Origin of the sequence: Pusillibacter faecalis (assembly GCF_018408705.1) — a bacterium.
Taxonomy (GTDB): Bacteria; Bacillota; Clostridia; order Oscillospirales; family Oscillospiraceae; genus Oscillibacter; species Oscillibacter faecalis.
Genome location: NZ_AP023420.1, coordinates 554,904 through 568,945, shown reverse-complemented (window position 1 = coordinate 568,945; position 14,042 = coordinate 554,904). Strand labels below are relative to the sequence as shown.

15 protein-coding genes are annotated in these 14,042 nt (G+C 53.3%); 13 read left to right on the top strand and 2 right to left on the bottom strand.

All coding sequences use genetic code 11. The features are described from left to right. Positions 1–83: 83 nt before the first annotated feature. From KJS55_RS02900 to KJS55_RS02855, 10 genes are all read left to right on the top strand, one after another. Positions 84–3,950, top strand: coding sequence for an acyl-CoA dehydratase activase (locus KJS55_RS02900; protein ID WP_055179553.1), 3,867 nt, complete (start codon positions 84–86; stop codon positions 3,948–3,950). Positions 3,951–4,504: 554 nt separating this feature from the next. After that, on the top strand, positions 4,505–5,683 hold the full coding sequence (locus KJS55_RS02895; RefSeq protein ID WP_145984961.1) for a hypothetical protein: 1,179 nt from the start codon (positions 4,505–4,507) through the stop codon (positions 5,681–5,683). 110 nt (positions 5,684–5,793) lie between these two features. Further along, positions 5,794–6,216, top strand: a complete 423-nt coding sequence (locus tag KJS55_RS02890; protein ID WP_055179555.1) for a hypothetical protein — start codon at positions 5,794–5,796, stop codon at positions 6,214–6,216. Positions 6,217–6,282: 66 nt separating this feature from the next. Continuing rightward, positions 6,283–6,807 (top strand): hypothetical protein, encoded by a 525-nt coding sequence (locus KJS55_RS02885; RefSeq protein WP_055179556.1) that lies wholly within the window; start codon positions 6,283–6,285, stop codon positions 6,805–6,807. Positions 6,808–6,885: 78 nt separating this feature from the next. Beyond that, positions 6,886–7,425: a hypothetical protein gene (locus KJS55_RS02880; protein ID WP_055179557.1), complete on the top strand. Its 540-nt coding sequence runs from the start codon at positions 6,886–6,888 to the stop codon at positions 7,423–7,425. A 131-nt stretch (positions 7,426–7,556) separates the two neighbouring features. Next, positions 7,557–7,784: a hypothetical protein gene (locus KJS55_RS02875; protein ID WP_110441073.1), complete on the top strand. Its 228-nt coding sequence runs from the start codon at positions 7,557–7,559 to the stop codon at positions 7,782–7,784. Next, positions 7,781–8,299, top strand: coding sequence for a hypothetical protein (locus tag KJS55_RS02870; RefSeq protein WP_050624243.1), 519 nt, complete (start codon positions 7,781–7,783; stop codon positions 8,297–8,299). Before KJS55_RS02875 ends, KJS55_RS02870 begins: the two co-directional genes overlap by 4 nt. A 31-nt stretch (positions 8,300–8,330) precedes the next feature. Continuing rightward, positions 8,331–8,996, top strand: coding sequence for a hypothetical protein (locus KJS55_RS02865; RefSeq protein ID WP_055179558.1), 666 nt, complete (start codon positions 8,331–8,333; stop codon positions 8,994–8,996). Positions 8,997–9,047: 51 nt separating this feature from the next. Further along, entirely contained in the window at positions 9,048–9,239 is a 192-nt protein-coding gene (locus KJS55_RS02860; protein WP_050624245.1) for a hypothetical protein, read from the top strand. Next, positions 9,239–9,415 carry a hypothetical protein gene (locus KJS55_RS02855; RefSeq protein WP_154669733.1) on the top strand — a complete coding sequence of 59 codons (177 nt, stop codon included), beginning with the start codon at positions 9,239–9,241 and terminating at the stop codon, positions 9,413–9,415. Before KJS55_RS02860 ends, KJS55_RS02855 begins: the two co-directional genes overlap by 1 nt. Positions 9,416–9,557: 142 nt before the next feature. On the opposite strand, the gene KJS55_RS02850 is transcribed toward KJS55_RS02855, so the two are convergent. Then, positions 9,558–10,409 (bottom strand): arginase family protein, encoded by an 852-nt coding sequence (locus tag KJS55_RS02850; protein ID WP_055179559.1) that lies wholly within the window; start codon positions 10,407–10,409, stop codon positions 9,558–9,560. A 399-nt stretch (positions 10,410–10,808) separates the two neighbouring features. Further along, entirely contained in the window at positions 10,809–11,168 is a 360-nt protein-coding gene (locus KJS55_RS02845) for a metal-dependent transcriptional regulator (protein ID WP_050624247.1), read from the bottom strand. 242 nt (positions 11,169–11,410) lie between these two features. On the opposite strand from KJS55_RS02845, the gene KJS55_RS02840 reads away from it, so the two are divergent. The 3 genes from KJS55_RS02840 to KJS55_RS02830 all read left to right on the top strand — a co-directional run bounded on the left by KJS55_RS02840 (position 11,411) and on the right by KJS55_RS02830 (position 13,938). Next, positions 11,411–11,623 carry a FeoA family protein gene (locus KJS55_RS02840; RefSeq protein WP_050625461.1) on the top strand — a complete coding sequence of 71 codons (213 nt, stop codon included), beginning with the start codon at positions 11,411–11,413 and terminating at the stop codon, positions 11,621–11,623. A gap of 141 nt (positions 11,624–11,764) precedes the next feature. Beyond that, on the top strand, positions 11,765–13,768 hold the full coding sequence (gene feoB, locus KJS55_RS02835) for a ferrous iron transporter B (protein ID WP_213542621.1): 2,004 nt from the start codon (positions 11,765–11,767) through the stop codon (positions 13,766–13,768). Further along, positions 13,768–13,938: a FeoB-associated Cys-rich membrane protein gene (locus KJS55_RS02830; RefSeq protein WP_101693847.1), complete on the top strand. Its 171-nt coding sequence runs from the start codon at positions 13,768–13,770 to the stop codon at positions 13,936–13,938. Before feoB ends, KJS55_RS02830 begins: the two co-directional genes overlap by 1 nt. Positions 13,939–14,042 lie beyond the last annotated feature (104 nt).

Below are 14,042 nucleotides of genomic sequence, written 5' to 3'. Positions count from 1 at the left end.
AAACTGCTATGGTTAGTAAATGCTAACCGCATTATAGCGCTTTGTCTGGCAAATGTCAACGAGCGCGGAATGGGAGGATGACGATGAACGGAATCGGATTGGATTGTGGAAACGCCACATTGAAACTCGTCCTGCTTTCTCCAGAGGGAACGTTCCTTTGGGAAAAAACGGCTTCCCACTATGGAGCGGTGGTTCAGAGCGCCCGCCGTCTGCTGGGGGAGCTTTTAGCCGCGGACCCGGGGGCCTGCGGCTGCCCGGTGGTCATCACCGGAAACGCGGGCGACCGGCTGAAAGCGGGGTGCAATGCCCTGGCCGTGCTGGGGGAGATCCCAGCCATCCACCTCGGCGTTCGGCTGTTGGCCCCGGAAGCCCGCTCCGCCATTGAGATCGGCAGCCAGAGCGCCCGCTTCCTCACCGGCTTGGATCAGAACACCCCGCCCCGGTTTGCGGTAAATGAACACTGCGCCGGAGGTACCGGCTCCTTTTTTGAGGATCAGATGTCCCGGCTGGGACTAAAACTGGAGGACTACTCCCGCCTGGTGGGGCAGGCCCGCTCCATCCCCAGGCTCTCCGGCCGCTGCGCGGTCTTCGCCAAAACGGACATCATCCACCGGCAGCAGGAGGGGGTGCCCACACCGGACATCCTCCTGGGCCTTTGCTACGCCATGGTGCGCAACTACAAGGCGGTGATCGTCCGGGGGCTTCCCGTGGAAAAGCCTGTGGCCCTGTGCGGCGGCATCGGGCATAATCAGGGTGTGATCCAGGCTGTGCGGGAGGTCTTCGGATTGTCAGAAGCAGAGCTGATCTTGCCGGAGAAATTCCCTTACGCCGGCGCCGTTGGAGCCGCGGAGGCAGCCATGGAGACCGCCACCTGCTCTATGGGGGAACTGCTGGCCAGTTTATGCGGCGGGGCGCTGGAAGGTGGGAACCAGATGTGCCGTCAGCCGGCGCTGCGTGTGCTTCCCGGTACACTTCCGTCTGTCCCCGCGGCCACCGGTACCATCCCGCCGGATGGGTGCGTCCTGGGGATTGATGTGGGCTCCACCAGCACGGATCTGGTGCTCACCGGCCGGGACGGCACGCTGATCGACTACCAGTATCTCCGCACAGCCGGGGACCCGGAGGGGGCGGTGCGCCGGGGCCTGGACGCCATCCATGAACGCTTTGGGCCGGTGTCCTTCCTGGCAGTGGGCGTCACTGGCTCCGGCCGGGAGCGCATCGGCCGTCTTATCGGGGCGGACGCCGTGCGGGATGAGATCACCGCCCAGGCCCGGGCGGCTGTCCATTGGTCGCCGGATGTAGATACGGTCTTTGAGATTGGAGGGCAGGACTCCAAGTATATCTCCCTACGGGGCGGACAGGTGGCCGACTTTCAGATGAACAGGATCTGCGCCGCCGGGACCGGCTCCTTTGTAGAAGAGCAGGCAGCGCGCATGGGCATCCCATTGGCGGAGTTCGGTCCCCTGGCCCTCAGCGCGCCCAGCGCGGTGGAGCTGGGAGAGCGGTGTACGGTATTTATCGAGACAGCCATCCAGTCTGCGCTCTCTCGTGGCGCCTCCCAGGCGGAGGTGGCGGCCGGCCTGTGTCGGTCCATTGTCCGCAACTACCTCCACAAGGTCGTTGGGGCCAAGCCCGTCGGGAGCCGCGTGGTGCTTCAGGGCGGCGTCGCCTACAATCCCGGGATTGTGGCTGCGTTTCAGCAGGAGTTGGGGGAGCGGCTCACGGTTTCGCCCTGTTTCCCCATCAGCGGCGCCTATGGAGCGGCCCTGCTGGCGCTGGAGTCGGTCCGCGGCCCGTCCTGCTTCCACGGATTTGACACAGCGACCGGGGCGGAACACGCCGCCGGCCCAGGGGTGGCGGAGAACATCGCCTTCTACCAGCGGGCGGGGGCGCTGCTGCTGGAGGGGTATGACCCCATCCGGGTCCCAGGGAAAAAGACGGTGGGTGTCCCCTATGCGCTGGTGATCCACAAATTCTTCCCCATGGCAAATGCGTTTTTCCGGAACTTGGGATTCAATGTCCTGCTCTCCCCGCCCACGAATGAGGAGATCATCCGGCTGGCCCAGCAGACTGCCCAGGCGGAAACCTGTTACCCGGCGAAGCTACTCCACGGCCACATGGCATGGCTGGCGGAACAGGGCGTGGACTATATCTTCATGCCCTCTGTTCACACCATGAGGCACGAGTCCTCCCATGTGGAGCACAATTATGGCTGCGTCTATATGCAGACTGCGCCCCGGCTGGCGGCCAATGCCCTGGATCTGGAGCGGCGGGGGATCGCCCTGCTCAACCCGGTGTTTGACCTGGACTTCGGGCAGGAGGCCATGGCCTCCGCCATGCTGGGCGTTGGGAAGCAGCTGGGAATACCAAAGCCGCGCTGCCTGCCCGCCCTGCTGTCCGGGGCCAAGGCGGTGCGGCGGCATACCGCGGCAGTGGAGAAGCAGGGGCGGGAACTGCTGGCATCCCTCAGGCCGGACGACAAGGTGCTGGTGCTCATTACCCGGAACTATGGCCTTTCCGACCCGGTGCTCAACATGGGAATTCCACGGCTGCTGCTGGAGCGCGGGCATAAGGTCATCACCCTGTCCCACCTGCCCGCCCACGACCTGGATCTGTCGGAGGACTACCCCAATCTGTACTGGCCCTTTGGCCAGCACATCCTGTCCGGGGCCAAGCTCGTGGCCCACCATCCAAACCTGTATGCCGTCTACCTGACCAATCACGGCTGCGGCCCGGACACCATGCTCTCCTATCTGTTTCGGAAGGAGATGGGGGACAAGCCCTATCTGCAGATCGAAGTGGACGAGCATTTCTCTCCCGTGGGCGTGATCACACGGATCGAGGCGTTCCTCCAGAGCCTGGAGGGCCGCCCTGCCCAGCCGCTTCCGGCGGGCTTTTCCCTCGCCGCGGTAGTGCGCCGCCCTACTGCGGTGGCTGCCGTGCCGGAGAGAACCGGAGGGCCGCTGCTCGTGCCTGACCTTCCGCCGTTTACCGCTTATCTCCGCGCATATTGTGAGGCGGCCTGGAAAACAGAGACGCGCACCCTGCGGCTCGACAGTACCACCCTGCCGCTGGGGAGGGCGGAAACCAGCTCCAAGGAGTATCTGCCGTTCCCGGCCCTGCTGGGCGGCATCCTGACGGCGGCGGAAGTGGAGAGCGGCCCGTTTCAGGTGCTTCTCCCCTCCACCCAGGGCGCGGAGGCAGACGGGCAATACCCATGGGGCGTGGAGTCGGTACTGGAACGCCGGGGGCTTTGCCGTGTGAAGGTCATCGCGCCGGAGCTGGAGACGATTCCGGAGCGCTGCCCGGAGCCGGATCTGCTGGTCCGGGCGATCCTCGCCGGCGATTTCCTGCTATGCGCTCCGCCGGAACAGCGGGACGCACTGGCTCCGGCGGGTGTGCCGAGTTGGGCGGAGCTGGAAGCCCTCGCGGCGCACATCGGCGCCATTCCGGCGGAGGGACGGCCGCTGGGGATCGTGGGCGAGCCGTTCACCCTCTTCAACCTTCATGACGGCGTCCCCGATACGCTGGAACAGGAGGGCTGGCGGCTGCTCCGGGCGCCGCTGAGCGAATATCTGTGGCTTCTCTGGCGGGATGCGGGAAGCCAGACTTGCCGGGAGTGGGCGGGCCGCATAGAAGCACTCGGCCGTCTGCTGGGCCCCCGCAGCAGTTTTTCCCCTGAACTGGAGTCTCTGCGCTCCTCCGCAGACCGCCTTCTGCCCGGATTTGCCGGAGCCAATGGCCGGTACCGGCTGGTCAAGGGGCTGGAGCTGGGCGGACGGTGCGCCGGGGTGCTGACCATGGCACCCAGGTATGAAAATACCGCCACGATCCTGGAGATGACCGGTGTGCTGGACAGTGTACCGCACTTCCATCTGGCCATGGATTACGACTGGGATGAGAACGCATGGTCCAGGCTCAATTCTTTCCTCTACTATCTGAGCAAATAGAAAAACCATAACAGAGGTGTCTTGCAGCGACTCTCGGACCAGTCGATATTTAACCTCTCTAAAATCCCATCTATTCGATCAAAGCAACAATACTATAGTGTAAAGAGGGGAGCAACCAATTTCTTAATAGAATTGATGAAGTGAACCATTCCTTGGATTTTCTCTTGCAATGCATCGGGAAAATATATATAATAAACTCACATAGTATCTGCTGCTTACCAAACATGTGGTAGCATAGTTTCAGTGTTGCACAGCGTCCGAAGGCCAGAGAGCCCTTGGACGCTGTTTCTTTTTATAAAGATCAAAAACATAATAACCGGGCCACAGAGCACATGGATCGATTCAAGCCGTATCCATGTGCTTTTTATATATCTTTTCTATCCTAAACAGAAATGAGGTGCGAACAATATGTAATTCAGAACCACAATGGCAGCACTGGATGGCAACCACATGCCTGATTTCTTGGCACTGGAATTTGAGCACCTGCTATGAGCCCCTCTGGGTTACAGCAGATCATACCATTGTTCCAGCGTCCATTGAAGACGGGAGGAACCGTGCAAATTGAACGCAAAACGATGAAGATCAAAAGGGAGGATATTGATAATATGAGTCACATTTCTGTCATCGCAGCCATCGCATTACCTGAGAACCTTGAAGAGGCCGCTAGGTCTATCCCGGATGAGGTGATCAAGCAAGGAATGGTTATGGAACACTGCCTCTACTATTCGCAAGTACAGAACCAACATCTCGACCTAGAAAATATTGTTATCACGGATCAACATCGCTATGAGGGCTTGGCCGAGGCCCTATCCGATCAGATCATGGCCCCATATAGTATGATTCCGAACGAACAAACTCCGAAAGAGTTTGAGGATGAAACGGAGGCGGCCATACGCGAATATGAGACGAAAAGGGATGACTTTGTGCGGCTGTTGAATGGCCGGATTGTGCCTATATACGATTATGGATTCTCTAAAGACTATGTCGTGAAAGACGGGCTAATCTGCAAACGGAGGTTTGGCCCGCTGCAGCGGGAAAAGCGAACGAAAAAGGCCAAGAAGATGCAGTTGCTTCTCGACTGTCCTTTCAAGAAAGTCTATCCCGCATTCGTGGACTATGTCCTGCAATACGTCGGAAACGAATTCCTTAATTGGCGGAGCGGTTACTTTTACAATCCACAGGGCTACTGGAATTCATTTGTGGTCGGAGGGCGATATCGAAATCAATTCCTGGTCCCCGTCGATTGCCCATTTGCGGTCACAGGCTCTTATGGTGTTTTTGAGTATCAGCACGATGAGCAGACCTACACACCAGAAGGATATCGTTGGGTAGCCGGAGCAAAAAAGAGGAATATCGCCTGGGATGCTCTAAAAAAGTACCGTGAGAAAGTGCCAGTTGAGCAGTTTCATCAATATGGGGCATGGTGCGCGCAGGGAGGAGGCCCAGCGGAATGCCGGCTTGTACAAATGGATGAGGGCCCAATCAAAAAGTGGGGCAGGGGATGCTTCCAAGGGTGCGAAACGCTGGAGCAGTTCGGCTCTGATATGCATTACCTGTGCCAAATGGAGCCCCATGCCTGCGTAGATGAAAATGGTTGGATCAACTACAGCGATGATTGGTCCGACAGTGACACCGAAGTTTCAGATGAGGAAAACTGGCGCAAGAAAGTTGATCGCTTCATTGATGCGCTCCCGGACGATACGCTGTTGTTATCGCTGGACTGCCATGCTTGATACGCCAAATATGGCAGGGCCTGCTGTATAGCGGAAGCAATATCGCACGCTCAACTTGCTACCTGAAAAGATGGAAACAAACAATCAAATTCAATAGGAGTTGACAAAATATGTATCAGTTTCACTTATCCATTGGGGACTGGAGCGGTGATGGTCATGGCCGATCCGAAGATTTCACCGTAGCGTCTAATGCGCCTGTGGAAACAGTGCGCGAAGCACATTATAAGATCCCAGAAGTTACAGAGGTTGATATTGAAAGCATCTGCTCGGAATACGGAGAAGATGAAATTGACGCAGAAACAGTCCAAGTTCTAAAAGATATGGGGTTCCAGTTTGAAAACAGTTCCGGGATGGGAGAAGGCATTGTCAATGTGCCAGAGATGGCCCGACTGTGGATTTTTCTTTTGCAGAAGGCCGATCCATCATTGAAACTGGAAATAAAAGATGATGACATTCCCAATTTGCAATTTTGCGGTGCTGATGATAAGGGCCGACACATCGGTAAAGTGGGGTATGGACTCTTTTCCCGATAAGAATCTTGCGACTATCAATGTCCGGAAACTCTTGCGGCCAGAAAACAGATATAAGGGAGAACGGTTATGGAAATTATTACTTCTTTCACCGCATTGAATTTGGAGCCTGGCAATTTGCCAAAAGAGGCTTCGCAGCTCAGACAGGGGGACTTCCAATCTGTCCTCAAGGCGCTTCAGGATGCTTACTGCAATACGGCTTCTGATCCTGATGCATATTTGTACGAGACGGTTGCGCCAGAAAACATTATTTTTGGATTGTATGAACCAGAGAAAGTTTTGGAGCGTTTGGATGCATGGAACCGCGAAATCAGAGTCGAATTTTTGCGGGCGATCAAAAACATGTGTCCCGGTATAGGAGCGGGACATCTTCCGCCAGAAGATGAACTGCCGATGGATACCGACATGACATACCAACTTGTGTGCGCAACTCGTGAACTGGATGACATGTGGTATGATTTTGCCGACCATGCGGTATATGTGGAGAATGAGTTTGGGTACCCATTTTTCAGGACAATAGTGGATGAGCATACCGCGGCATGTATCAAGGCAAATCCAGAGGCATATCTGATTGCGCGGGTTACGCCGAAGTGATTCCCTCTTGCAAAACAGTGTTATCGGATAGCTGATACAGAAACATGGAGCAGACAACAAGGAAAGGATGGATTCGTTTTGGAGTTCTTACATTATAAAGCGGGAGATTTCCGTTCCGAGTGGAGGACAGGCCAGGAGTATGTTCAAGCGGATTACTTGGACCCATGGTGGCAGATCGTGGTGGGGTATCCGGGCATAACGGAGCAGGAAATTTCTGATATTACCCGTGGCCCGCTGCGGCTTGGTTTTGTCAGGATAAATGACAGTTTGTTCTTTCTCCTCAAAGCCGGAAACAATCCCTGGTTTGACGCACCTTATGAACCGCGGTTTAAAATGAACCAGTTGGATTACCAGACAAACATCCCGGAGGGGAAAGGTGCGCCCATGCTCATCTGCGCGGTGGATACTGCAAGTGGGGAACTAAAAGAGATGCGGGTAATCTCACTCGGCCACCTACAGTCTGAACATCTGCATCAACACTGTAGAGAACTGGATCAAAAGCGGCCGATGAACCCCTCCACCTACAATATGATAGTGGATCGGATTTATCAGCAATATCCAAGCAGTGACTTGATGGCAAGGCTGATCCGGGCAGAAGACATCATCATGATACCCTAAGAGCGGAGAAGACGAACATCATCGCAGATACATTGCGTGGATCGAGTATAACGCTAAAAAGGCAGAAAGCAGCCACCGCAGGTATTGCAGAACAATCATAGATTTCAATTACAAAGAAAGGTTTTGCTGATATGAAACAAAGTGTTTATTATCAGGGACTCTGCGGCAAGAAATGGGGCATTTGGGATGTGCAGCAGAATCAATGGCAGTTTGATATTTGTGAAGACACGCCCATGTTGGCGACAGCACGCTTGTTCCAAAAAATTGGACCCAACGCCCGCAAAGAACGCCGCTATGAACCCCGTCAATTGCCGGAAAAGAAAGTATCTCAGGTCTCATGTGGAGGAGGGAGTACATGACGCAGCGCGAAAAAGATTTATTTTACGAAGTATTGGAACTTCTACGTAAAGAGGTGCGCACCTCCTCCGATTTCAGGAACAGGGATTGGAAAGATGCTGATGACTACATCTTCAGCGCGCTCCATTTAACGCAAGGGGATATTGCTGAGATTTATTCCGGCCGCAGGGGCTTGGTATACGACAAAAGCGCAATCGAGGGCTTTTATCCTGTCTGTCCATCTTACGCAGAATTACTTCGCTTACATGCGGCATATGCCGTAGGGTCCGTGACACTGGAATGCGAACTTTACAAAAGTGCGTTGAATGACATGCCATGCATTCGCGCTTACTCTATTGATGAGGGCTTGGTGCAACTTGTACTGACATCTGCAGACGCGCCACAGCTGGAGGAATTCTTAGGGGAGCATATTACACTGTTTTACCAGCCGGCAAGGAAGTGGAAGGCTGCCGAGATCAGCATCCTCGGTTCAAAGGCAGATGGATATGTGGTACTATATTCTGCAAAGGAAGAATGATAAATTCACTTAGAAAGAGTGATAAATAACAATGGATTATTATTTTAATTTTAAAGAGAAGGCAGCAAAGTACTCAAATGCGATAGGACTGCTGAAGCAGCATAACATTCCGGAAGCGTGGCCACCAAAGATGGAGGATTCATACTCATGGGAAGATGCATGCCTGGATGAAGGGTCTATGCTGGCTCGGGACGATGTCATACATTTTGCGGGCTATTGCTTTTTATCTAACAACTGGTTGCGGCCTCTCGCGTCTTGGATCGGTACCCGTAAGTGCCTGGAAATTATGGGCGGATCTGGAGCACTTTCCAAGGGGCTGCAAAATTTCGGTGTGGATATCCGCTGTACAGATGATTTTAGTTGGTCGGAACAACATAAATGGTGGTATGAACACCCTTGGACCAGCGTTGAACAGATCGGTGCAGTTGAAGCCATCCAAAAATATGGGAAAGAGGTCGAGTTGGTTCTCTGCAGCTGGCCATACACTGACGACGCCTGCTACCATTCTCTGATGTCAATGCGAGAGATAAACCCCACGGCCATGATGATTTATATCGGAGAGGGGGCCGGTGGCTGTACAGTAGATGAGAAATTCTTCGAAACCGCTATTGTTGTACCAGATAGCGAATTCCAAAACGCGGTCAGGGAATATAGATCTGCATATTGCATCCATGACCGCCTGGTGCTGATCAAATAGTTTTTATGTTAGCCGTCCATCTACAAAGAAATCAGTTTTCTAGGAGGAAATATGGAAGTCCCTGATTTACGGGATATGGTGGAAGATGAAGTGGCGCACAAAGATTTTGAAGCACAGGTGGTAGACAAGGCAATTCGCTATATCAGGGATAGTGAAAGATGGATACAGTTGCTTGACTTGGTAGTTGAAGAAACAATCAATGCCAGTCTAAAGGCAGAATTGCGTAGAAGTTGGAGGCAGTAATGGAAAAAAGAACGATTTGGGTGAAGCCCAGTTGTTTTACTCCAGAAATTGAGATGATTATTCCCATCCCGGAGGACCGCGATGCGGAGGAATACATTGATGAATTCTTGGACACAATTTTATGTGAAGATCTAAAGTATAACGTCGAGTGGGATTTTTCAGACGGAATCTCATAAAGGCTTCAGTTGCTTGTCACACGTCAAGCGATTGTGCTTTTATCTATGTGATTTCTTCGATTTAATGCATACCACAAAAGAAACAGAAACACCCGCAGATTTAAAAAATCTGCGGGTGTTTTTTGTGCTTCGGCATCACGTGTTATTCCCTAAACAGAGGGAGATCCGAAAAAACATTGTGTAATTTCTCTTCGTCAAAGGGGAGATATTCCGCGATGGTCAGGCCCACCACATCAGACTGGCTGGTGATAGTGTGCAGCATATGGGAGAGTTGCTCCATTGTCATCTGGCCTCCACTGCTGCCATCCCCAGTCAGAGACGGATTGGCAAAATAGGTGGAGTGGAACAGCCAGGGATCCAGTACGTCAATGTCCAGGTGGACCAGGATATGGTCGAAACGCCGCAGGAAGGATTGAATCTCCTCATCTGAAATAAAGTCCTCTGTCTGCACCTTATAGGTGACTCCGCTCTCGTTCAGAAAACGCTCCTGATAATCGTGGAGGCCCTGGAGTCCGACATATAAGATCTCATCGGCCCGGAACTTGGGGTGCTTCATCAGCGTGGAGAGTTCTTTGTCACCGTGCCCCATTAGGGACCCCAGCACCATAGCGTGAGCATTGGGGTATCCGTCCGCCGGCGTGGAAACATCCGGATGGGCGTCGATCCAGATGATGCCCACATTGCTGTAGCGCCCGTGCAGATAGTCAAAGGGAGCTTGAGACACGATGCAGTTTCCGCCAATGGTGATAATCTTGTCCGGCTGGGCCGCCTCGATCACCTGTGCCGCCCGGCGGATGCCTTCGGTCACTTCCTCCCGGGCGCGGATACCGTCCTTCACCGTCCTCTCTTTTCCATCGGGCGGTGCGATTTCGACCCGCAATAGAGGCTGATTCTCGTTGGCGGGCAGGATATGGGCCAGCAGGTTGGCACCAAAGTAATAGGTATCCAGACCGCCGCTCAAGTGATCTGGATAGAGCAGGCGAATGGTTTTCATGATTTTCATCTCTCCTTATAGTGTAGGGGTGTAAAAATTTGATTATTGTTCAATTAGATTTATGCGGAAAGAAATGACTGTTAGGACGATGGCCTTTTCTGTGCGGCTCAGATACGCGACTGTGAGATTGGTGGCCAATGGGGCCCAGACTGTACGCAATACACCCATACTAATATAAAGACTTTTCAGATCACAGCAGATATAGGTCCTTTCACTCGTGCTGTAGACACGACTTTCTTTCGACTTACTTTCCAGTACCAGTATAGCGCAAATACTCTGGTGATTCCTCAATATAGAGAGAAGAAAATCGTCCGATGGCTCATCCCAAAGAGGAAGAATTGTTTTTGCGTGATGCTTGATATCACATGGATGAAATTTTGCCCCAAAGTGATTAGAAATTTACATCCAGTATTTTTGTATTGCCGCAAAAGATTTTTCGCTAATAACATGTTCAATTTTACAGGCATCTTCTGTAGCGGTCTTTTCATCCACTCCCAACCTCATGAGTAGTTGAGATAGAACAGTGTGACGAGTGTACATTGTTTTGGCAACTTCCATACCCTTCGCTGTCAAAGAGATTCCACCGGTGTCATCCACAGAAACATAGTCATCCCGTTTCAAAATTGACAGAGCGCGGCTGACACTGGGCTTGGAGTATCCCATCTGCTCGCCTACGTCGATTGCACGCACGTGGCTCTTTTTCTGAGAGAGTATATAGATCGTCTCCAGATACATCTGGCCGGATTCATAAATCGACATAGTGACCTCCATTAGTTCAGTTTTTTCAATTATATCATAAATCGTAGCAGTTTTACAATCATTTTGATTTTCGAGATGGATAAGAGTTGCCATTCAAAAGTGAACAATCTGTAAATATGACTCTTGACAAAAACGATGGTTTGCGATATATTATGTAGCCGGTTAGAAAATGCTAACTTATTTCGTGAGTCGCCGCCAGCTTTTGCTGACTGAAATATAAAATGAGAGAATAGGTGAACGAAATGACTTTGAAAGATGCCGTAGAAGAAAAGGAATACATTGTCCGGCAAATTGACACCGATGACGAGGAGTTGAAAACCTTTCTATTTTCTCTTGGGTGTTATGAGGGGGAACCCATTACAGTGGTTTCTCATTTGAAGGACAGTTGTGTCGTTTCCATCAAGGACGGCCGGTATAACATTGATAACCAGTTGGCAGATGCAATTTTGATTTGATGGATCTGATCTGTGCCGCTGATGCCGACAAAGGGGGGGATCAGCGGCACGAAATAGGGGTTTACTATACATAACGGTTAGCGAATAGCAACCGATGTGTGTTGTAATATAGAGAACATCAGAAAGAGGAGGAAGATACCCATGCGCATTGCCTTAACAGGCAACCCGAACTCCGGCAAAACCACCATGTACAACGCTCTTACTGGACGGAATGAAAAGGTGGGCAACTGGGCCGGCGTGACGGTGGAAAAGAAAGAACACCCCATCAAGAAGGCCTACTACAGTGGGACAGAAGAACTCATCGCCGTAGATCTGCCCGGTGCTTATTCCATGTCGCCTTTTACGTCAGAGGAGAGCATCACCAGTTCTTATGTGCGGCATGAGCACCCTGACGCCATCATCAACATTGTGGACGCCACAAACCTCAGCCGCAGCCTGTTTTTCACCACGCAACTGTTGGAACTGGGCATTCCTGTTGTGGTCGCCCTGAACAAGAGCGACATCAATGCAAAAAAGCAGACCACCATTGATGTTGCCGCTCTTTCCGCCAAGCTGGGCTGTCCCGTTGTGGAGACGGTATCTATCTCCTCCGAGGGTCTGAAAGCGGTGGTGGATGCGGCAGTCGCCTTGAACGGCAAGGGGCAGAAAGCCCCTTACACCCAGGGCGATATCGACCTGACCGATAAAAAGGTCGTGGAAGAGGCCGACCGCAAGCGTTTTGCCTTTGTCAACCAGATCGTGTCCAAGGTGGAGAAGCGGAAGGTCCTCACCCGTGAGAAGGGCACCGGGGACACCATTGACAATATCCTCACCAACAAGCTCCTGGGTATTCCCATCTTTGCGGTGGTAATGTTCCTGGTGTTCCAGATCTCTCAGGTCTGGGTCGGCCCCCTGATTGCGGACACGCTGGTAGCGTGGATCGAGACGTTCCAGGGATATGTGACCGAGCTTCTGGCCGACGCCAACCCCCTGCTGACCGCTCTGCTGGCTGATGGTATTATCGGCGGCGTGGGCGCTGTGGTTGGCTTCCTGCCTCTGGTCATGATCATGTACTTCCTCATCGCCCTACTGGAAGACTGCGGCTATATGTCCCGTGTCTCCGTGGTGCTGGACCCCATTTTCAAGAAAGTGGGTCTTTCCGGCAAATCCGTGATCCCCTTTGTCATCGGCACTGGCTGCGCCATCCCCGGTGTTATGGCCAGCCGCACCATCCGCAACGAGCGCGAACGCCGGGCGACCGCCATGTTGACCCCGTTCATGCCGTGCGGCGCCAAGATCCCCGTCATCGCCCTGTTTGCCGGCGCCTTCTTTGACGACGCGGGCTGGGTGAGCTTCCTCATGTATTTCACCGGTATCATACTTATTTTCCTGGGCGCTCTGCTGGTAAACAAGATCGCCGGATACAAGAACCGGAAATCCTTCTTCATCATCGAGCTGCCCGAATACAAAGTGCCTTCCCTGGTGTTTGCCTTCAAGGCCATGTGCGCCCGGGGCTGGGCCTACATCGTGAAGGCTGCCACGATCATCCTGCTGTGCAACACCGCCGTGCAGATCATGCAGACCTTCACGTGGAGCTTCCAGGTGGCCGAGACTGCCGACAGCTCCATCCTTGCCTCCATCGCTGGACCCTTTGCGTACCTGCTGGTCCCCATCGTGGGTGTGCTCAGTTGGCAGCTGGCCGCCGCCGCTGTTACCGGCTTTATTGCCAAGGAGAACGTGGTGGGTACCCTGGCCGTCTGCTTCGTGGGCCTGGAGAACCTGATCGATACCGATGCGCTGGAGATGATGGAAGGCGCAGGCGCCGAGGTGGCGGGTGTCATCGCCATCACCAAGGTAGCTGCTCTGGCCTACCTGATGTTCAACCTGTACACGCCGCCCTGCTTTGCCGCTATTGGCGCTATGAACTCTGAGATGAAGAGCGGGAAGTGGCTGTGGGCCGGCATCGGCCTGCAGCTGGGCACCGGCTACACGGTGGGCTACCTGGTTTACCAGATCGGCACGCTGATCACCACCGGCTCTCTGGGCGCGGGCTTTGCCCCCGGCCTCATCGCGGTGGTTGTCTTTGCGGCGATCCTTGTCTACCTGTGCATGAGAACCCAGAAGGATCTCAAGAGTGAGTATGCGTTAAGTGGGGCGAAGTCCTGATGATTGATTTCATTGTAGTTGCAGTTCTTGTGGTCATTGTTGCGGCTGCCGCTTTCTATGTCTACAAAGCGAAAAAGAGCGGTAAAAAGTGCATTGGATGCCCGGACGGCTGCTCCTGTGGTTCCAAGAAAGATAGTTCCCACTGCAGCTGCGGTAAGGGTCACAACTGATATGTGAAAGAGAAGGTTGCGGCTTTTCTGTTGGAAAGCCGCAACCTTTTTCTACACGTATGCTATGATTCCCGTTGCCTTGTAAAACGCTAGGAAGGACGACG